The sequence below is a fragment of the Haloarcula sp. H-GB5 genome, from assembly GCF_054850705.1.
In genome coordinates, this window is the sequence record NZ_JBTWBG010000002.1 from 76155 (window position 1) to 96079 (window position 19925).

Annotated in this window: 21 protein-coding genes; 12 read left to right on the forward strand and 9 right to left on the reverse strand. The window is 66.1% G+C overall.

Annotation, left to right across the window (positions count from 1 at the left end):
* Positions 1-41: 41 nt before the first annotated feature.
* Positions 42-317, reverse strand: a complete 276-nt coding sequence (locus ACYJ11_RS08270) for a hypothetical protein (protein WP_461647437.1) — start codon at positions 315-317, stop codon at positions 42-44.
* A gap of 232 nt (positions 318-549) precedes the next feature.
* Between ACYJ11_RS08270 and ACYJ11_RS08275 the strand changes: the two genes are divergently transcribed.
* From ACYJ11_RS08275 to ACYJ11_RS08290, 4 genes are read left to right on the forward strand one after another with little or no spacing between them, the layout of a single operon-like run.
* On the forward strand, positions 550-3327 hold the full coding sequence (locus ACYJ11_RS08275) for a transglutaminase TgpA family protein (RefSeq protein WP_461647438.1): 2778 nt from the start codon (positions 550-552) through the stop codon (positions 3325-3327).
* Positions 3327-3926: a DUF7269 family protein gene (locus ACYJ11_RS08280; protein ID WP_005536349.1), complete on the forward strand. Its 600-nt coding sequence runs from the start codon at positions 3327-3329 to the stop codon at positions 3924-3926. The genes ACYJ11_RS08275 and ACYJ11_RS08280 overlap by 1 nt, the downstream gene beginning before the upstream one ends.
* 2 nt (positions 3927-3928) lie before the next feature.
* Positions 3929-5317 carry a DUF58 domain-containing protein gene (locus ACYJ11_RS08285; RefSeq protein ID WP_461647439.1) on the forward strand — a complete coding sequence of 463 codons (1389 nt, stop codon included), beginning with the start codon at positions 3929-3931 and terminating at the stop codon, positions 5315-5317.
* Between the two features lie 2 nt (positions 5318-5319).
* Entirely contained in the window at positions 5320-6933 is a 1614-nt protein-coding gene (locus tag ACYJ11_RS08290) for a DUF7519 family protein (RefSeq protein ID WP_461647440.1), read from the forward strand.
* A gap of 50 nt (positions 6934-6983) precedes the next feature.
* On the opposite strand, the gene ACYJ11_RS08295 is transcribed toward ACYJ11_RS08290, so the two are convergent.
* Positions 6984-7937 carry an AAA family ATPase gene (locus tag ACYJ11_RS08295; RefSeq protein ID WP_461647441.1) on the reverse strand — a complete coding sequence of 318 codons (954 nt, stop codon included), beginning with the start codon at positions 7935-7937 and terminating at the stop codon, positions 6984-6986.
* Between the two features lie 143 nt (positions 7938-8080).
* On the opposite strand from ACYJ11_RS08295, the gene ACYJ11_RS08300 reads away from it, so the two are divergent.
* The 3 genes from ACYJ11_RS08300 (at position 8081) to ACYJ11_RS08310 (ending at position 10988) form a co-directional block, all read left to right on the forward strand.
* A complete protein-coding gene (locus ACYJ11_RS08300) occupies positions 8081-9367 on the forward strand; it encodes an O-acetylhomoserine aminocarboxypropyltransferase/cysteine synthase family protein (protein WP_461647442.1) in 1287 nt (428 codons plus the stop codon).
* Positions 9364-10572: a homoserine O-acetyltransferase MetX gene (gene metX, locus ACYJ11_RS08305; protein ID WP_461647443.1), complete on the forward strand. Its 1209-nt coding sequence runs from the start codon at positions 9364-9366 to the stop codon at positions 10570-10572. Before ACYJ11_RS08300 ends, metX begins: the two co-directional genes overlap by 4 nt.
* A 113-nt stretch (positions 10573-10685) precedes the next feature.
* The gene (locus ACYJ11_RS08310; RefSeq protein WP_188852035.1) at positions 10686-10988 is read left to right on the forward strand and encodes a DUF7130 family rubredoxin-like protein; all 303 of its coding nucleotides are present in this window, start codon (positions 10686-10688) and stop codon (positions 10986-10988) included.
* 48 nt (positions 10989-11036) lie between these two features.
* Here the strand turns inward: ACYJ11_RS08310 and ACYJ11_RS08315 are convergent, their stop codons facing one another.
* A complete protein-coding gene (locus ACYJ11_RS08315; protein ID WP_461647444.1) occupies positions 11037-11594 on the reverse strand; it encodes a hypothetical protein in 558 nt (185 codons plus the stop codon).
* A gap of 89 nt (positions 11595-11683) precedes the next feature.
* Between ACYJ11_RS08315 and ACYJ11_RS08320 the strand changes: the two genes are divergently transcribed.
* From ACYJ11_RS08320 to ACYJ11_RS08330, 3 genes are all read left to right on the forward strand, one after another.
* On the forward strand, positions 11684-12568 hold the full coding sequence (locus ACYJ11_RS08320; protein ID WP_461647445.1) for a ketopantoate reductase family protein: 885 nt from the start codon (positions 11684-11686) through the stop codon (positions 12566-12568).
* A gap of 223 nt (positions 12569-12791) precedes the next feature.
* Complete coding sequence (gene dgoD, locus ACYJ11_RS08325; RefSeq protein ID WP_461647446.1) at positions 12792-13967, forward strand: galactonate dehydratase; 1176 nt, start codon at positions 12792-12794, stop codon at positions 13965-13967.
* Between the two features lie 93 nt (positions 13968-14060).
* Positions 14061-14720, forward strand: coding sequence for a DUF502 domain-containing protein (locus ACYJ11_RS08330; protein WP_005536337.1), 660 nt, complete (start codon positions 14061-14063; stop codon positions 14718-14720).
* A 19-nt stretch (positions 14721-14739) separates the two neighbouring features.
* Here ACYJ11_RS08330 and ACYJ11_RS08335 read toward each other — a convergent pair whose 3' ends face one another.
* The gene (locus ACYJ11_RS08335; RefSeq protein WP_005536336.1) at positions 14740-15672 is read right to left on the reverse strand and encodes a branched-chain amino acid transaminase; all 933 of its coding nucleotides are present in this window, start codon (positions 15670-15672) and stop codon (positions 14740-14742) included.
* A gap of 204 nt (positions 15673-15876) precedes the next feature.
* On the opposite strand from ACYJ11_RS08335, the gene ACYJ11_RS08340 reads away from it, so the two are divergent.
* The gene (locus ACYJ11_RS08340) at positions 15877-16107 is read left to right on the forward strand and encodes a hypothetical protein (protein WP_461647447.1); all 231 of its coding nucleotides are present in this window, start codon (positions 15877-15879) and stop codon (positions 16105-16107) included.
* 131 nt (positions 16108-16238) lie between these two features.
* Here ACYJ11_RS08340 and ribB read toward each other — a convergent pair whose 3' ends face one another.
* The 4 genes from ribB to ACYJ11_RS08360 form a co-directional block, all read right to left on the reverse strand.
* A complete protein-coding gene (ribB, locus tag ACYJ11_RS08345) occupies positions 16239-16913 on the reverse strand; it encodes a 3,4-dihydroxy-2-butanone-4-phosphate synthase (protein WP_461647448.1) in 675 nt (224 codons plus the stop codon).
* On the reverse strand, positions 16900-17598 hold the full coding sequence (locus ACYJ11_RS08350) for a DUF120 domain-containing protein (RefSeq protein WP_170097669.1): 699 nt from the start codon (positions 17596-17598) through the stop codon (positions 16900-16902). Before ACYJ11_RS08350 ends, ribB begins: the two co-directional genes overlap by 14 nt.
* Before the next feature lie 197 nt (positions 17599-17795).
* Positions 17796-18776 carry a 4-demethylwyosine synthase TYW1 gene (twy1, locus tag ACYJ11_RS08355; RefSeq protein WP_188977516.1) on the reverse strand — a complete coding sequence of 327 codons (981 nt, stop codon included), beginning with the start codon at positions 18774-18776 and terminating at the stop codon, positions 17796-17798.
* 79 nt (positions 18777-18855) lie between these two features.
* Positions 18856-18993, reverse strand: a complete 138-nt coding sequence (locus ACYJ11_RS08360) for a hypothetical protein (protein WP_004518317.1) — start codon at positions 18991-18993, stop codon at positions 18856-18858.
* Between the two features lie 143 nt (positions 18994-19136).
* Here ACYJ11_RS08360 and ACYJ11_RS08365 point away from each other — a divergent pair, with 143 nt between their 5' ends.
* Positions 19137-19304, forward strand: coding sequence for an FmdB family zinc ribbon protein (locus ACYJ11_RS08365; protein ID WP_461647449.1), 168 nt, complete (start codon positions 19137-19139; stop codon positions 19302-19304).
* Positions 19305-19330: 26 nt separating this feature from the next.
* On the opposite strand, the gene ACYJ11_RS08370 is transcribed toward ACYJ11_RS08365, so the two are convergent.
* Positions 19331-19903, reverse strand: a complete 573-nt coding sequence (locus ACYJ11_RS08370; RefSeq protein ID WP_188852028.1) for a peroxidase-related enzyme — start codon at positions 19901-19903, stop codon at positions 19331-19333.
* Positions 19904-19925: the final 22 nt, after the last annotated feature.

Consider the following 19925-nt stretch of genomic DNA (forward strand, 5'->3'; position numbering starts at 1 on the left):
AAAAAACCAGATAGACGGGCCATAGCCGCCGAAACACCCGTTTACACTTCGGCGTCGGGGTCGTGGCGCTCGGCCATCCGCTGGGCCTCCGTGGCGTAGCGCTCCTGAGTTTCCTCGTCGGTGACGGGTTCGAGCCGCTCGGGTTCGACGTCGATGGCCGCCGTAATCCGTTTGCGCCTGAGCAGGTTCGGCGAGAGTTGCTTGGTCAGGTGGCGATCGCCCTCCGGGGGCGCGTAGATGAGCGTCACCATCCGTTCGTCGCCGAAACTGGAGCGTTCGACCAGCCAGCACTGGACCGTCTCCTCGTCGTCAGTCATTGCTGTGTCGTTTGCGTGCCGGCGGTTTATATCTTACAACCCCTCTCGAACCGCCGTCAGCGGGGCACGTTTCGCCCGTGCTCGATTCCCATGTTGCCAGAACAGAGTCGAATGACGTTCGCCGATGCATCGTCATTGTGTTGTCCGTCACAACTGCAGTGACTGGCAGCGCCGCCCCCGCCGCTGACAGCAGATTTATGCCGACAGCGCCGGGACGATACGGTAATCCGACGTGGGCTCCGACGACTCGCCGTTCGACGACGTGTCGGCAGACCGGGACTACCTCCGTGTCCTCCTCACTGCCGTGTGTGTCGTCGCCGTGGTGCTGGCGACGGCAACCCTCCCGATTCTGGCACCTGGTGGGACACAGAGCCCGATGGAGTCCCTTATTCCCCTTCCGCAGGAGAACCCCTTCGGGGAGGCTGGCGGCTCCTCGACCGGCGGCAGCGGCGGCCAACTCGGCGCGCTGAACCCGGGCAGCCAGACCAGTGTCGGCGGCTCGCTCGACAGCGGTGACAGTCCGTACCAGTCACAGAACACGGACCCGCATTTCACCGTCACGAGTTCTGAGCCGGCGTACTGGCGGACCGGCGCGTACGAAACCTACACCGGGACGGGCTGGGACGGGCGGGCGGATCCGCAGGCCTATCAGGGACCGATGGCGGTCGACGGGATGGCTGACTCAACGGTCGACTACGAGGTGCGACTGGCAAAGTCCGCCACGTCGCTACCGACCGTCTGGCGGCCGAAGTCCGTCTCGCGCGACGACGTGATGATCACCGAGTACGGCGCGGTCACGTCCGAGCGACCGCTCCCTGCCGGAACGACCTACAGCGCGACCAGCGTGACGCCGCCCGATGACCCGGAAGTGCTGCGGACGAGCGGCCGGGACTACCCCGACGCCGTGGAATCACGCTACACGGGCGTCCCGGCGTCGACCTCGGCACAGGTGGGGCCGTTCACCGACCGGCTAACCGAGGACAGCGACTCGCCCTACGAGACGGCGACGACCATCGAGCAGTGGCTGGAGGCGAACAAGGACTACTCGCTGAACGTCAGCCAGCCGCCAGAGGACGATGTGGCCTCGGAGTTTATTTTCCAGATGGACGAGGGATACTGCGAGTACTTCGCCACGTCGATGGTGGTGATGCTGCGGAGTCAGGACATCCCGGCGCGCTACGTCGTCGGCTACTCGACCGGCGAGCAGACCGGCCAGAACCAGTACACTGTTCGCGGAATGAACGCCCACGCGTGGGTCGAGGTGTACTTCGAGGGCGTCGGCTGGGTGAAGTTCGACCCAACGCCGGGACAGGAGCGCCTTGCGTCCGAACAGCAGGCGATGCAAAACAGCAGTCAGGACTACAGCGCCGCGGAGTCCGGGAGCCCCGACGAGGAGTTCGCCGTCGGGACGCCGACGGACGAACCACAGACCGAAGTCCCGACTGCCGAGGCCGGAGCGCAGTCAGAGAGCGACGGAACCGAGGGCACTGAGACGGGGACGGACGGGACTGATGAGAGCGATGGCACCGGCGACTCGGGCGACGGACAGACAGTCTCCCAGTCCGGCGAGTTCGTCATCGAACTCAACCGGACGGCGACGCCGGGCGCGGCGGTGGCCGCGACAGTGACCCGCGACGGCGCACCGGTGGAGGGCGTGACGGTCTCGTTCAACGGTGAGCCGGTCGGAACGACGGGCCCGGCCGGCACTGTTTCCGGGACGGTACCCTACGAAGACGAACTGACGATCACTGTCGATGCAGTCGGCGACGCGGACTCACTTGTCGCTCCGTCGGTCCCGCATGACAGCACTCGCGCGTTCGCTGTCGCCGGCCCACAGGCCCAGCAGTCGACGAACGCGAGCTACGAACTGAACACGACCGCGTCGGTGAGCATCACTGGCGAACAGGTCACTGGCGGCGAGGTGACTATCACTGCGACCGTCGACGGCGTGCCAGTGCGGGACGGCGATGTCCTGCTCAATGGCGAACAGGTAGCCACGACGGACCGGCAGGGGCGGGCGCCGGTCACGCTTCCGACCGAACACGGAAACGTCTCGGTTGCCGTCGAGCGCGACGCCGTCAGCGGCAACACAACTGTTGTGCTCGAACGGCTCTCTATAGCAACGTCGCCGTCGCTCCCGCTGGCCTTCCCCGTCGCTGGCCAGACGGTGAACGCGACGATGGGTGGGGACCCGGTCACGAACGCCACAGTGACACTCGGCGGCGAGCCGACGGCACGGACCGGCGCGGCCGGTCAGGCGACGGTCGGGATGCCGCTCGCGGCGAGTGCCGAAATTTCCGTTTCGAAGTACGGACAGACGGCCACGACGACGGTCAATGGCCTGTTCGTCAACGCCGCAGGCGTCGTGCTGGCTCTCGGCGTTCTCCTCGCCGGGACGGTCATCGCCGCTCGTCGTCGGAACGTCACGCCGGGGACGGTATGGGGCTGGGTTCGGGCCGCACGTGAACTCGCCATCGGGGCGCTCGTCGGCGTTGCGGTGGTGGCCGATGACCTGCTCGATCGATTCCGAACGCGTGTTGAACTCACTGTCACAGCACTCCGTGACCTGCTCGCCGGTCACCGGTCGCCGGCGGCGCTGTTTGACGCGTTGCGAGCGTGGATTTCTGAACGCTTTGCAGCGGCCGAAGACGCAGCCAGCGATGCGGTGGCGGCTGTCTCCACGACCGAGTCCAACGGAGGCAACGGAACGCCCGCGGCTCGCGTCACCATCCGCGAAGCGTGGACGCGCTTCCTGACCCACGTTTCCCTTCGGCGGTACTGGACGCGGACGCCTGGAGAGATCGCGACTCACGCCATCGAACGCGACGGTCTTCCACCGGCCGCGGTTCGGACGGTCCGGGACGCGTTTCGGGCGGTCGAGTACGGCCAGCGGGATCCACAGGAACACGTCGCGGCCGTCGAGGACGCGATCCGGACCATCGAGACGGCCGCCGGACAGCAGTCCAGCGCGACCGACGACACTGACGACGCGACGGAGGGGCGGCCCTGATGCGCCTGCGAACGGTCGTTTTCGGAACTGTGGGGCTGCTGGCGACCACCGTCGCGGCCTCGCTTGTTTTCGCGCCGACGATTGCCGGCGAGTCGCTGGTCGCCGTGTTCGGTAGCGTTGCTCCGACAACCATCCTCCTCGCTGGCAGTCTGACCGTCGGACTCTGTGCGGTCTTTGCCGGCTGGCTCGGTGGACTCCTCGGCGGTGGCTCACCGACTGCCTTCGACGTGGCCGTCGACAGCCCACCGGAAGACGTGACAGCGACGGAGAGCCGACTGTTCGCCGCCGACATCGATGCGGCCATCGACGACGCCGTCGGTGGCGACGACGCGGCGATGGATACGGTTACCGAGCGCCTCACCGCGGCAGCGACGACGGCCTATGCTATCGGGGCCGGTGTCTCGCAGGCGTCCGCCCACCAGGCAGTCCGTACGGGGACGTGGACCGACGACGCCGTCGCGGCGGCGCTGCTCGCCCCGGACGAACCACAGTCGCTGCTGGCCCGGCTCCGCCTGTGGCTCGACCCGGAGAGCGAGCGCCGCCGCCGCATCCGCCGGACGGTCGACGCTATCGAGCAGGTTTCTGGAGGTGAGCGCTGACGATGGACCGTCGCGTGCGACGCTGGAGTGGCGGCCTCGCAGCCGCGCTGTTTCTCGTCAGCGTCTCGCTTTTGACCGCCGAGCCGCTGTTGCTTGCGGCGACCGCAATCCCGCTCATCTACGTCGCCTACGGCGCGCTCTCGCGGCTACCGGCGGGAACCGACCTGCAAGCGGCACGGTCTGTCTCTGACGCACAGCCGACGCCGGGTGAACCGGTTTCGGTCGAACTCACCCTCACGAACACCGGCAGCAGTTCGCTGACCGACGTGCGGGTCATCGACGGCGTGCCCGAGGAACTGGCAGTCGTCGAGGGGTCACCGCGGCTCTGCACCTCGCTGCGGCCCGACGAGAGCGCGACGCTGTCCTACGCAGTGATGGCAAAGCGCGGAACCTACACGTTCGATGCCGCCGCGGTGCGGGTACGGACGCTGTCGGCCAGCGACGAGGTGACTGTCGACCTGCCCGTGGCCGACGACAGGACGCTGACGTGCTCGAACACTGTCTCCGAGGTGCCGATGGCCGACGCCACGCTCCCGCGGGCGGGAACGCTCCCGACCGACACTGGCGGGAGCGGGCTTGAGTTCCACTCGACACGAAGCTACCAGCCCGGCGACCCGGTCAACCGCATTGATTGGCGGCGCTACGCAAAGACCGACGAGCTGACCACTATCGACTACCGGGAGGAACAGGCCGTCAGGACGGTGCTGGTCGTCGACGCTCGCCCGCCGGCTTGCGTGACGCCGGAGCCGGGGTTCCCGACCGGAGCCGAGTTATCGGCGTACGCGGCCGAGCGCCTGTTCGACGCGCTCTCCCGGACCAGCGTCGTTGCGAGCGTCTGTGCCGTCGGACTGGCCCCGGAAGATGTCCCCGGCGGGCTCGGTCCCGACGGGCTGGCGTGGGTCGATGCTTCGGGTGGCCACGCGGCCGCCCACGCGAGACAGATATTCGACAGCGTCGGCCGCGCCGCGGCCCGGCAGTCGGACACCGACGCGGCCGGTGACGCTGCCGTGGCCGAGGACGAGTCTCCACAGCAGCCCCGGGGCGAAGCTACGGGGGTGACGACAGCCGACGGCGGCACTATCGAGGACCCGGACCTGCTCGCCGTGCTCGCCCGGCTCCCGCCGACCGCGCAGGTGGTCGTGTTCTCGCCGGCCGCCGACGACTGGGCCGTCTCGTTGGTGTCGTCGCTCGCGGTCCGTGAGTACCCGACGACGCTCGTCAGCCCATCGCTGGCCCGCGGGGACTCGCTCGGCGCGGCAGTCGCGAGTACCGAACGCACCGCCCGCCTCCAGCGGGCCGAACTGTCCGGCGCGACCGTCATCGACTGGGACCTCGACAGCCCGATCGACGTGGCGCTCCGTGCCTCGCTTGCGGACCTGTTCAGCGTGTAACAATGGACGACCACACCACACTCCCGACCCGGATGCCCTGGACCAGCCTCGCCACCGTCATCGGCGTGACGGCGCTGCTGGTCGCGGGATTACTGGGAACCGTTTCTGCCGATCGGGCCGCGCTCGTCGGCGTGGTGACCGGCGTACTGCTGTCGCTGTCGCTGTGGCTGAGCGGCTGGGACCGCTGGCAGGCGGTCGGGACCGTTCTGGCCAGCGTTCTCGCGCTGCCGGTCGCCGTCGGGCTGTCCGTCGCCACCGGCGGGACGGTCGTCTCGCTCGGTGCCGAACTGTTCCCCGTCACTTCCCAAGCTGGCGTCCGACCGGCGGTCGTCACGCTGCTGTCGCAAGTCATCGTCGTCCTCGGTTGTCTGACCGCCGTCTTCGGCGCGACCGCGGCCACCCGCGGCGTCGTCGACACCGAGCGGGTGGGGGCCTACGGTGGCGTCGTCGTGCGGACGACCGCCGTTCCGTTCACCGTTGGTCTCGTATTGTTCACGCAAGGTGCCGTCGACTTCTTGCAGTCTAACGCTGGGACGCCAGGCATTCAGCAACTGACTGGCAAACTGCTCACTCGGGTGCTGGACCCGATTTTCGACCCGATCCCCGGACGAACGCACATCGCTATCTTCAGCCTGTTGCTCGCCCTCGCCGCCGCGGCACTGGCCCGTGGGCTCGACGCCCTGCCGCTTTCCGAACTCGTCCCGGAAACGAGCGACGCGCCCGACGTCGACAGGGCCGTCGCCGCCGTCGAACGGACGCTCCGGTGGACGGGCCGGCTCGCCTTGCTGGTCGCGCCGGTCGCCGGCCTGTTCGAACTGGGCCTCGGTCAGGAATCACTGGCCGGACTGCTCCCGGTCGGGCTGTACGACCTCATCGTCGCAGTCACAGCCGCGCCGGGCCTCCGTGGACTTCTCTGGTGGCTGTTCCTCAGCGGGGCGGTCGTCTCGGTGGCTGTCTGGGTCCTCCGGCGGACAGTCCAGAGTTCGGCCGACCGCGTGGGGAGTGTCCTCGCACCGTACGTCGGTGGCGGCGTCATCACGCTCGGCGCGGTGGCGGTCGCGGGGCCGGCAGTCGATACTATCGAGACAGCTCTTCGGACGACGCCCGCCGCGGCGGCCGTCGAGCAATTCTTCGTTCCGATGTTGGACGTGTACGGCCCGGAGACCGTCACGCTGGCGCTGGCCGTTGTGGCGCTGTTTTCGGTCGTCGGTGCAGTTGGACAGCTGTGGGTGGCGCTGGCGACGAATTATCTGCGTGCGCGGACGGCTGGCGTCACGCTCGCCGCGGCCGGCCTGTTCGGAGCGAGCGCCTTTGCCGCGACGCTTTCGACGCCGACGTGGCTGGTGCTCGCTGGCCTAGTCGGTGCAGTCGTCGTCTGGGACGCCGGGTCCTTCGGGACGACGCTGGGACACGAGGTTGGCACCGGGGCCGCGACGCGCCGGGCCGAACTCGTCCACGTCGGCGGGACTGTCGCGGTGGGCGGCGTCGGCGCGGTGGCGACGCTGGGCCTCTCCGGCGTCGCCCGTGGTTCGATTGCCGTCGAGCCATCGGTCGCCGTGGCCGGCCTCGTGGTCTGTCTCGTCGCTGTGTTGGCGCTGGTGGCCGCGATACGGTAGTTACCGTTGAAACGCCCGTGCCGCCGTGACGCCGAGCGGCCCTGAAATGCTCAGGGACTGACCGCCGGCACCTCGACGCGGTCCAGCACGTCGTCAACGACGGTCGCCGGGTCGACGCCGCGGACGCCCGCGTCGGCGGTCAGGACGAGTCGGTGGGCGAACGCCTCCTCGACGACGCTTTTGACGTCGTCCGGGACGGCGTAGTCGCGGCCGTCGAGGACCGCGGCGGCGCGAGTCGCCTCGAACAGCCGCTGAATACCACGCGGGGAGACGCCAACGTCCACGCGGTCGTCCTCGCGAGTGGCGCGGCCGAGTTCAACGACGTAGTCCCGGAGCGTGCCGTCAACGGTGACTGATTCAACAGTTCGCTGGAGCGCCGGCAGCCGCTCGCCGTCGATGACGCTGGTGACGCTCGGGGCCTGTGCTGTGCGGTCGGCCCGCCGGTCGATGAGTTCGCGTTCGCCGCCGAAGTCGGGATAGCCCATCGTGGTTTTGACGATGAAGCGGTCCCGCTGGGCCTCGGGCAGGCCGAAGGTCCCCTCCTGTTCCACGGGGTTCTGCGTGGCGATGACGAAGAACGGCTCGGGCAGGTCGTGGGTCACGCCATCGACGGTCACCTGCTTCTCGCCCATCGCTTCGAGCAGCGCGGCCTGTGTCTTGGGCGGCGCGCGGTTGATCTCGTCGGCCAGCACGACGTTGGCGAAGACGGGGCCGGGCTGGAAATCGAACTCGCCGGTGGCTTCGTTGAACACGTTCGAACCGGTGATGTCAGACGGCAGCAGGTCTGGCGTGAACTGCACCCGCTTGAACGAGAGGTCGAGCGCCGTCGCGAACGACTGGGCGGTGAGCGTCTTTCCCGTACCCGGCACGTCTTCGAGCAGTACGTGCCCCCGGGCGAGAATCCCGGTCATGACGGTTTCGAGGAAGTGGTCGTCAGCGATGGCGGCACTGCCGACGGCGTCGAGAATCTGTCGGCTGGTTCGTCCGGCAGTGTCGTGGTCCATACCGGCGTGTAGACAGCCACCGACAAATACCCTCTCCCTCGGTTTTGCCGGCGGGCGGCCCGACTCCGTGTCACTCACCCACAATAAGAGAGTATTGCCGTAACTCTGAGTTATAGATAGCTAGAGATATATGCATACTGCACATGACTGACGACTACGGATTCGGGACGCGCTGTGTCCACGCCGGCCAGGAGGAGCCGGACCCGGTCACAGGGGCACGCGCGCCGCCCATCTATCAGACCTCGTCGTACGTCTTCGAGGACGCCGACACTGCGGCCGACCGGTACGCGCTAGAAGACGACGGGAACGTCTACTCGCGGTTCGACAACCCCACCGTCCGGATGCTCGAAAACCGCATCGCCTCCCTCGAAAACGCTGTCGACGCCGTCGCGACGGGGTCGGGAATGGCCGCCCTTGACGCCGGGACGTTCGTCCTCGCGGCCAACGGCGACAACATCGTGACGGCCACCTCTATCTATGGCGGCACCCACTCCTATTACTCCAACACTGCCAGCCGCCGGGGTATCGAGACGCGGTTCGTCGACACGCTCGACCCGGACGCCTACGCCGAGGCCATCGACGAGAACACGGCCTACGTCCACTTCGAGACCATCGGGAACCCGTCGCTCGTCGTCCCACCGATGGAGGAGATCGCCGAGGTGGCCCACGACCACGGCGTGCCCGTCTTCGTCGACAACACGTTCGGGACGCCGGCCCTGTGCAACCCGCTGGACCACGGCGTGGACCTCCTCTGGGAGTCGACGACGAAGTGGATCCACGGCTCCGGGACGACTGTCGGCGGCGTCCTCGTCGACGGCGGCTCGTTCCCCTGGGACGAGTACCCCGAGAAGTTCCCGGAACTCGGCGGGGAAAACGACGCCTTTGGAAAGAACTTCTCCGAGGCCTTCGGCGACCGCGCCTTCTCGGTCGCCGCCCGACAGCGCGCGCTCCGCTCGCTCGGCGATGGCCAGAAACCGTTCGACGCCTGGGCGACGCTTCAGGGAACGGAGACGCTCTCCCTGCGGATGGACCGCCACTGCGAGAATGCGATGGCTGTCGCCCAGCACCTCGACGACCACCCCGAGGTCGCCTGGGTCACCTATCCCGGACTGGAGAGCCACGAGACCCACGACCTGGCACAGCAGTACCTCTCCGGCGGGTTCGGCGGCATCGTCACGTTCGGGCTGGAAGCCGGCTACGACGCCGGTCGACGGTTCTGCGAGGAGACGGACCTCGCCCAGTTCCTCGCGAACATCGGCGACGCCAAGACGCTGGTCATCCATCCGGCCTCGACCACGCACGCCCAGCTCAGTGAAGCGGAACAGCGTGCCAGCGGCGTCACGCCGGACCTCCTCAGATTCAGCGTCGGCATCGAGGACCCCGAGGACATCATCGCAGACATCGACGCCACCATCGACCGGGTCACATGAACGTCGAACACAACACCGTCTCCCTCGGCGAGTTCGAGTTCGACTGCGGGGAGACGATTCCGGAGCTGGAAATCACCTACGAGGCCTACGGGGAGTTCGACGGCGACAACGCGGTGCTGATCTGTCACGCACTGACCGGCAGTGCCCACGTCGCCGGCCGGGACCGGGTCGACAGCGCCGATCAGGCCCGCGCCTGGTGGGACGACATCGTCGGACCGGGCAAAGCCATCGACACCACGGAGTACTACGTCGTCTGTGCGAACGTTCCAGGTTCTTGCTATGGGTCGACAGGTCCGAAAAGCGAGAACCCGGAGACAGGTGAGCCCTACGGCACCGACTTCCCGCCGGTCACCGTGAGAGACTGGACCGAGGCGCAGCGCGCGCTGCTTGACGAACTCGGGATTCCGCACCTCCACGCCGTCGTCGGCGGCAGCGTCGGCGGCATGAACGTCATCGAGTGGGCCAAACGCCACCCGGACCACGTCGACCGCATCGTTCCCATCGCCGCGGCCGCGCGACTGGACACGCAGTGCCTCTCGCTCGATGCCATCGCCCGCCGGGCCATCACGACCGATCCGAACTGGAACCAGGGTCACTACTACGCCGAGGATCAGGACCCGCCGAGCGACGGGCTAGCGCTGGCCCGCCAACTGGGCCACGTGATGTACCTCTCGAAGGCGTCGATGGAGCGGCGCTTCGGCCGCCGCGCCGCCGGCCGGGACGCCGTCCGTACGTTCCCCACTGACGCCGCGGGCGCGTTCTTCCCCTACCGCGATGTGGAGTCGTATCTCGACTACAACGCCGAGAAGTTCACCGAGCGCTTCGACGCCAACAGCTACCTCTACCTGACTCGGGCGATGGACAACTACGACCTCGCCGCCGGGTTCGAGTCTGACACGGACGCGCTGGCGGCCTTCGACGGCGACGCGTTGGTGATGTCCTTCACCGCCGACTGGCACTTCACCACCCAGCAGGCGGAGGCACTGGCCGACTCGCTCCGCGATGCCGACGCGAACGTCGCCCACCACGTCATCGACTCCGACCACGGCCACGACGCGTTTCTGGTCGAACCGGACAACGTTGGGCCGCCGCTGGCGGACTTCTTAGAGGCCGGCGTCGACGGCAACGCCGTCACCGACTCCGTTGTCGAGGACAGTCAGGAGAGCGACTTCGCGCCGGTCCACAACAGTCTGTTCTCGCGGTAGCGGGCGTAGCAGCGGCCAACTGGGAGGTTCGCTCTTCCCCAATCGGCTCGTCGGTCATGCAATTCCTGACTCACGGTAGCATTTAACACATCTCGGGCCGACTAGCTCTATGTATGGCTGACATGACCACGAACATCGAAAGCGAGGAGTATTCGTTCGGACAGACGGTGTACGACGAGGACGGCAACGAACTCGGGACCATCCGCGGGTTCGACGAACACGGGTTCTACGTCACGGTCGAGAACGGCATCGAAGCGATGTCGAGCGAGCATCTCAGCGCCGGGGCCGCGGGCGAGGCCGAACTGATGTGGCGCTGCTGGGAATGCGGCGAAATGGGACAGATAGAGGACATCCCCGACGAATGCCCGTCCTGCAACGCGCCAAAAGAGGATATCTACTACTGGCAGGAAGATTGAGACGGCTCGGTGGCTGTCTGGAACCACCGACCGTATACGTGGCAGTGATTACGTCTGCTCGAATCGCTCTGCGACGGCCGGTCCGACTGTCTCCTGTACTGTCTCGGCGGCCGACGGCGGGAGCGAGAACCGAAGCGTCGTCCAGTCGAGTTCGAGAATCGCCCGTCCGTCCTCGTCACCGATGACGACGTACACCAGTGTCCCCCCGTAGACTCGCGCCAGCGCGTCGAACGTCTCTGCCGTCAGCGGCACCGTCCCGGTCGTGTGAGTGTCCGTAGCCGAAACGTCGGTGTGGCCCGCGAGTGTCTCGACAGCGAACCGTTCGTGCTGGGGGGTGTCTCGCCGTCCGACACCGAGGTGGACAAACGCCTTTTCGGGGGACCGCGGTGACGCGTCTAGCACCGCGGCGAGCACGTCCAGTCCGACCGCTTCGTCCGGGTCGTCCAGTTCGAACCGACGCCTGGTTTCGCCTTCCGGCCAGGTCGGCCCCGGTTCGCCGTCGCCACCGATGCCCTCCCACGCCGTGACGATCGTCTCGGTCAGTCGGTCGATACCGATCTCGTCGATGGCCCGAACTACTGCCTCGGCGTCGTCGGAGTCGCCCATGTCCACTCGTTCGCCACTCGCGGCCAAGTGCGTGCTGATTCCGGCGCGCCAGTGGTAGGTTTTTGTCCGGGCCGTCCCTGCGAGGCGGTATGGATATCGTCGTCGTCGGGGCCGGGAGCCTCGGCAGCCTCGTCGGTGGCCTGCTCGCCCGCGAGCACGACGTGACGCTCGTGGGCCGCGAGCCACACGTGAGCGCCGTTACCGAGCGTGGCCTTTCCGTCGTCGGGACCGAGGAGTTCCGGGTCCGCCCGAACGCACAGACGGCGATACCGGAACGTGCCGACCTCGCGCTGGTGGCGGTCAAGGCATACGACACCGCCGCCGTTGCAACGGACCTTGCCGACTGTACGCTCGATGCGTGTCTCTCACTCCAGAACGGGATGGGAAACGAATCGCAGTTGGCTGCCGAACTCGACTGTCCGGTGCTGGCAGGGACGTGCTCATACGGCGCGCGACTTCGAGAGCCGGGCACCGTCGAGTTCACCGGCCGCGGTGAAGTCGTGCTGGGGGACCGCAACGGCGGCCGGTCGGCAGTCGCCGACGACATCGGGGCGGCGTTCCGTATGGCTGGCATCGAGACGACTGTCGCGGCGGACATGCCGACCCGGCTCTGGGAGAAACTCGCGGTCAACGCCGGCATCAACGCGGTGACAGCGCTCGCCCGCGTGCCAAACGGTGCGCTGGCCGACTCGCCGGCCGACGCTATCGCCGCTGACGCCGCCCGTGAGACGGCCGCCGTTGCTCGCGAACAGGACATCGACCTCCCCGACGAGCGTGCGGTGTCGCTTGTCGAGCGTGTCGTCGACGACACCGCCGCCAACCACTCGTCTATGCTCCAGGATGTCTCGGCCGGCCATCGGACGGAAATCGACGCCATCAATGGCTACGTCGCCGAGACTGCGACCGAGCGGGCCCCGGTCAACGAGACACTTGCCGGGCTCGTCAGTACGTGGGAGCGCCACCGCGAGCAGTAACTAGCCGAAACTGACCGCTACCGAGGTGATAGCGGACGGTCTGCGCTGCTCACCGACACCGAGATATCGGCGCTGATGGCCGTTCTGGAATCACACAATGACTATATACACGTCTCCTATGTGTGTCTCACATGACTCCACACACCGACGGAGCACGGTTCGAAACGTCGCGTAGTGTCCTTGAGAGGATTGATCTGCATGGCACAGCGCGGAGGACACCGGCATGACAGCCGACGGCGCGGGTGAGAACCGTATCGTCGACTACGAACTGTTCGAGGTGCCGCCCCGGTGGCTCTTCCTTCGACTGGAGACAGCCGACGGCACCGTCGGCTGGGGCGAACCCGTTGTCGAGGGCCGGGCCCACACCGTGCGTGCGGCCGTCGAAGAACTGCTCGATAGTTATCTCGTCGGGGAGAACCCCGAGAACATTCAGGACCACTGGCAGGCGATGTATCGCGGTGGCTTCTACCGCGGCGGCCCGGTCCTGATGTCTGCCATCGCCGGCATTGACCAGGCGCTGTGGGACATCAAGGGCAAGCAACTCGGCGCGCCGGTCCACCAGCTATTGGGCGGGCAGGCCCGGGACCGGATTCGGGTGTACCAGTGGATCGGTGGCGACGAACCCTCCGACGTAGCCAGCGCCGCTCAGGCGCAGGTCGACGCTGGGTTCACGGCGCTGAAAATGAACGCGACACCGGAGATCGAGCGCGTCGACACCCCAGCCACCGTTGAGGCCGCCGCGACACGCCTGCGAGAGGTCAGGGAGGCTGTCGGTCCCGAGGTCGACATCGGCGTCGACTTCCACGGTCGGGTTACGAAGCCGATGGTCAAACGGCTCGCGTCCGCGCTGGAGCCCTACGAGCCGATGTTCATCGAGGAGCCGGTGTTGCCCGAACACAACGACGCGCTGCCGGCGCTTGCGGCCCACACTGACATCCCGATTGCGACCGGCGAGCGGATGTACTCGCGCTGGGACTACAAGGAGGTGTTCGAGGACGGTGCCGTCGACGTGATTCAGCCGGACCTCTCCCACGCCGGCGGCATCACCGAGGTGTACAAGATCGCGTCGATAGCCGAGGCCTACGACGTGGCGATGGCCCCCCACTGCCCGCTCGGCCCGGTCGCGCTGGCCTCGTGTGTACAGGTCGACGCCTGCTCGCCCAACGCACTCATTCAGGAGCAGAGTATCGACATCCACTACAACGAGACCACCGACGTGCTGGACTACCTCGCCGACCCGTCGGTGTTTGACTACGAGGACGGGTTCGTCACCGTACCCACCGACCCCGGCCTCGGAATCGAGATTGACGAAGCGTTTCTCCGGGAACAGTCCCAGCAGGAGGTCGACTGGCACAACCCTGTCTGGCGACACGACGACGGCAGCGTCGCCGAGTGGTAGTCCGGTCGCAGTTCCCTGTCAGAACTGTGTGGGTAACAGCACGGGCACGTACCAAAGGAAAGGGCTCATATCCCGCGCCCGATACGTACCTGTATGGCCTCCTCAACGTCGTGGAAGCGCGATTTTGCGAGCGGCCTCATCGTTCTGTTGCCCCTGCTGGTGACGATTTACGTTATCCTCTATCTCTACTCCATCCTCGCGTCCGCGGCGGTCATCCCTGCGATCGATAGTGAACTGCTAGCGATGCTTGGGCTCCCCTCGGGGACTTCGTCTGTTGAACTCGCCCGGGTGTTCACGACGCTGATTATCTTCATCCTCATCGTGTTCTCCATCGGCTATCTGATGCGGACGGCCTTCGGCGACATCGTCGAACGCGCAATCGACGACGCGATGAACCACGTCCCCGGGCTCCGGGTGGTGTACAACGCCTCGAAGATGGCGGTCGAGACGGCCGTCGGGGGAACGGAAGACCTCCAGGCCCCGGTGAAACTCGAAGTGTGGGACGGGATGCGCATGACGGCGTTCAAAACGGGACAGACGACTGACGATGGCCGCGACGTGCTCTTCTTGCCGACGGCGCCGAACATCACGACCGGCTACGTCGTCGAGGTCGAACCGCACCGCTACGAGGAAGTCGACGAACGCGTCGAGGAAGCGTTGACGCGTATCCTCAGCGCCGGCTTCGGTGACACGGACCGAAGTACTGCCACGCCGATTCCGGTCGCCGACGAGGACGACCTCGCGAACGACTAACAGCGCCGTTTAGTGGGTTTCAGACGTAGTGGAACCACTCTTCGCGGTCGCCGCTCTCGATCACGTCAAAGAAGGCCGACTGCAACTCGTCGGTGACTGGCCCTTTGGTCCCCTCACCGATCTCGTTGTCGTCGACGCTCCGGATCGGCGTGACCTCCGCCGCCGTCCCGGTGAAGAACAGTTCGTCGGCGGTGTATAGCTCACCGCGGGAGATGGTCGCCTCCTCGTGGACGGTGTAGCCCATTTCTTCGGCGAGCGTGATTGCGGTGTTGCGGGTGATGCCTTCGAGGATGCTCTCTGCCAGCCCGGGCGTGTAGATTTCGCCGTCCCGGACCATGAAAATGTTCTCGCCCGGCCCCTCGGCGACGTTGCCCTCCTTGTTCAGGACGATGGCTTCGGTGTAGCCGTTGCGGCGAGCCTCCTCGCCGGCGAGCATGCTGTTGACGTACAGCCCCGTGGTCTTGATGTTGGTCGGAATCTGGCTGGAGGCGTGCTTACGCCAGGACGACACCATCACGTCGACGCCCTCCTCCAGCGCTTCCTCGCCCAGATACGCGCCCCACGGCCACGCTGCGATAGTGGTCTTCGTCGGGCAGTCTTTCGGACTCACGCCGAGCGAGTCGAAGCCGTAGTAGACGATGGGGCGGATGTAACACGACTCGAACCCTTCCGTCTCGATGAGTTCCGTCGTCGCCTCGGTGAGTTCGTCTTTGCTGAACTCGATGTCGAGGTCGTACGGTTTCGCGGACTTGTACAGGCGGTCCAGGTGTTCCTCCCAGCGGAAGATGGCCGGTCCCTGCTCGGTGTCGTAACAACGGACGCCCTCGAAGACGCCGGTCCCGTAGTGCAGCGCGTGGGTGAGGACGTGGGTCTGCGCGTCCTCGAAGTCGACGAACTCGCCGTCCATCCAGATGCGCTCGGTTCCCTCGAACATCTCCGGACGGTCGCTCATCGCACGACCCCTCCGCTGAGTCGGCCGTCGCGATGCCCGCGGGTGATGCCTCCTGCTGTCTCGTCGTGTGTCATATCTACCCCATTGATTCCCGTGGTTAAGAGTGTTGACGATACCCTTGCGGCTCAGGGCTGCGCCGTCTGGCACGGCGCACTGCCCTGCCGACCGCAAACGATTTAGTAAAATCTGGCCGTTCGCACCTACATGTCCTCGCTGAAGCGGTCGCTCCACCGTAGCGTCGCTGTCCTGTTGCTGCCGCTGAGCCTGCTCCTGATTCAGACCGAGGTCATCACGCGCAATCTCTCTGGTGTCGTCGAGTCACCGATCCCTGCGCTCTCTCGGGCCGTAGGTATCGCGTTGTTCACTGGAGCGGTGCTGTACCTCGTCGTCAGCGGTCTCAGACAACTTGCCGCGGCCGCGGATACACCCTTCTGACTCGAAACTCCGATTCGGTTCCGTGGGGACAAACAGTAGCTGCTCGCTTCTCGTGCTGTCGGACGTCGGTCCCGCAACAATCATAGTACTACGGAGTGGCGACAACGCTGCCTCGGCTACAGCCGCCAGTCTCAGTCGAACCGCTCTAGCAGGCTGGCACCTTCGACGTACACGAGCCCCTCGCGGTCGGCGTAGGCCCGTGCTGCTGCCGGGGGCAGCGCTGCACCCGTCTCGTCGTCCAACATCTCACAGACGACGGCGGCCTCGGGCTGGTCGGCCGCGGCCGCGAGCGCGAGCGCGAGTTCGGTGTGACCTTCGCGGTCGGAAAGCCCGTCCGGAGCCGCGCGGAGGAGGTGGACGTGACCCGGTGACCGGAAGGCATCGCTGAACGCGTCCGGGTCCGGGTCCGCCGCGACGGTAGCCAGCTCCCGAATCGTCAGCGAGCGGTCGTCGTCGGTGATGCCGGTAAAGGTATCGCGGTGGTTCACCGTCAGCGAGAACGAGGAGCGCTCGTCGTAGGCGAGGTCGTGGTCGGCCGCCGTCGGATGGTTGAGAACCTCCTGCATGAAGGGGAGTTCCAGCGCCTCGGCAACGTTGTCCGTGAGCGCGACGCAGACGAGGCCCCCGGCGTCGTTGCGCATCCGGGCGACGGCGTCGGGGGTGACGGCTCCGGCCGGGTAGACGAGGTCAGTCTCACCTTCGCGGTCGGCGGCGTCGTGGATCAGCACCGGCTCGCCACGGGCGAAGGCGGCGACGGCGTCGGCCACGCTGTCGGCGTCGACGGCGGTTTCCTCACTCCGAGACATGCACGATCACCTCGTCACCGTCGGCCAGTTCTAGCACGCCACGGAGCTTCTCGGGTGCGATCACTTCGAGTTGCTCCTCGCCGTGGTGTGTCCGTTCGGGCGCGATAACGTGGGCCGGCTCGTACTCGCCGTCGCTCCCCTCTATCGAGGCGGGGTAGCAGTACGCGGGGCCGTACGTCCGCTCGTCGTCCTCCCAGCCCTCGATGGTGACCGGCTCGATGGCGCTCATCCGCGCTCGTTTGCGAACGCTCTCGGCGGTGAGTTCGAGGTTGAGCGTGCCCGCGAACGGCTCGTACCCCAGCCGTTCGATGAACTGCTCCATGTAGCCCGGTAGCGTGATGTAGTGGCGACCCTCGCCCATCCCCGAGGTAACGACCCCGGTCAGATCGACGCTGGCGTCAGATTCGAAGATGCGCCGGTAGTCGGCGTACTCAGACTGGAGGCGTCGTTCGCCGTCGCCAGTCAGCTCCACCTCCTGCCCGTCGCTGACGATGTCCCGGGCCAGAAACCCGGCGTCTTCGAGCCGCTGGAGCCGCCGCGAGGCGGTCTGGTTCGAGGCGTCCAGCCGTTCGGCGAGATCGGCACAGGATACTTTCGTCGATTCGTCGAGCGCACCGTCGAGGGCGAGCAGTTTCAGCGTCGCCAGCTCGTCCCGACCGACGCCCTGTCCCGTTGATTCAGCCATGCACTGCAGTAGGGATTCCCGCCGGATAAGCATACCGAAGGTGGAATGCATTCCACTTTTGGAACGGAGAAAAACTAGGACAGGGTTGGTAGCAAAAGCGCGATTGTTCTTCTTTGCTGGATACAATTCAACCCGCTGCCTAACACGTTCAGTCCCGTCACACTGTTGTGATGGCGCTGCCTCGCCTTGTGATGCAGTCAGTACTCCACCAGCGGGTCCTGTTCCCAGAACTCGCTCGACTTCTCCAGTTTCGGGACCCACGTGTTCTCGTCCTCGGCAAGCATCGTCACACGGGAGTCTTCGACCTCCTTCAGCACGTCGTGGTCGGGGAGGTACTCGCCCATCTCCCGCGTGAACTCGCGGACCTCGCTGTGGTCGGGCATCGAGTCGCGGTCGAGACGACCCCGCGAGTGGCCGACGTGCATGTACGCCTTCATCTCGACGAAGTCCGCGTCGGCCCGGTCACACATCGCCGCGTACCACTCGGGGTGGTGCATATTGTGGCCCTTGACCAGCGTCGTCCGGATGACGGTGCGGGTGTCGTCTTTCTCGGCCAGCACGTCCAGCGTGTCGATGAGCGAGTCCCAGGCGTCGTCTTCCATCGCCTGCACCGTCGAATCGAACGTCTGGCGGTCGGCGGCGTCGACGGAGACGTACATCTGGGTCGGGTCACACCGCTCCAGCATCTCCGTGTTGGTCCCGTTGGAGACGAGGAACGTGGTGATGTCGCGGTCGTGGAACTCCTCGATGAGTTCCGGCAGATGCGGGTAGAGCGTGGGTTCGCCGTCCAGCGAGATGGCGACGTGGCGCGGTTCCATCGCTTGGTCGAACACCTCGCGCGGAACTTCGTCGTTGCCACCGAAGCCAGAGAGAAGTTCGCGCTGGAGTTCCACGGAGGCGTCGGCGACTGCTGCCGGGTCGTCCCACTCCACGTCGCCGAGTTCGTAGGCGTGGCCGGCGTGGTCCCGCCAGCAGAACACGCACCGCTCGTTGCATTTCACGACCGGCGTCATCTGGATGCAGCGGTGGGACTCGATACCGTAGAAGATGTACTTGTAGCACTTCCCCTCCCCACGCAGGGCGTTTTTCGTCCAGCCGCAGGTCTGGGCAGCCGTGTGGTTCTCGCTGTGGTAGGCCGGGTCCGAGACCTGCTTCGGACCGTCGTCGGCGTCACTCATTGGACACCGATTCAACAGCCAGCGGCAAAAACTCCCGGATGTTGTGCGTCAGCAGCGATGCTTCGGGACTGCGTTGCGCTTACGTCAGCTTGACGATGGGGTTGCTCATGTGGTGGCCGACGACGTTGCCGTTCTCCATGATCCGGTCGTACCCGTCGGCGTCGACTTCGATCCGCGTCTCGCTGTCTTTCTGCATCAGATAGAGTGTTTCGCTCATACACCTGTGGATGCCCCTGATAGGCAAGACCAGAACTACTAGGTGTATAGATACGCGCTGTGATGCATGCTATATGTATCAAACCACGCCGGAAATGTACTTCAGCCGGAAGATTTTGGGGGCTCGACGTTGAGTGCACTAGTATGGGTGTACTTGACACGGTCTCCGAGCTGTTCGGCTCCGGAGAACGGCACTACAGGTTCCGCTGTGACGACTGCGGGACCGAGTTCGCACAGCGCGCGGCGACGGTCGAGAACCTGACCTGTCCGGAGTGTGGCGCTGGCTCGGTCCGATCTGCCGAGGCGGCGTGAGATCGGGCGGCCAGCCGCCCGCCTCATCACCGGCCCAGGTCGTAGAACTCGTCGTTCGGGCGGATGTCGGCGAGCTGTGCCAGGCGGTTCGAGAGGTTGAAGAAGGCGGCGACGCTGCCGATGTCCCAGATAGCGCGGCGGCTATACCCGTGTTCCTCCAGCCGTTCGAGGTCCGATTCCTCGATACGGGCGGGCGACTCGGTCAGTTTCACCGCGAAGTCGAGCATCGCCTTGTGCGTCTCGTTGATATCGGCTGTCCGGTGGTTCGCGGCGACCTGCTCGGCGAGCTTGGGCGCGTCGGCGTAGATACGTAGGAGCGCGCCGTGGGCGACGATACAGTAGAGACAGTCGTTGACGCCGCTGACGGCGACGATTATCATCTCGACCTCTTCGCGTTCGAGCGCCGTCTCCTCGACCAGCGCATCGTGGTACGCGAAGAACGCCCGGAAATGCGAGGGGCGGTACGCCATCGCCGGGAAGATGTTCGGCGTGAAGCCGGCGCGGTCGGTCTCCGCTTCGATGCGCTCCTGCAGGTCCTCAGGGAGGTCATCGATGGCCGGAGTTTCGAACCGTGTCATCACTGTGTCGGAGTCTGCCATACCACCTGTCCGTCCGGCCCCG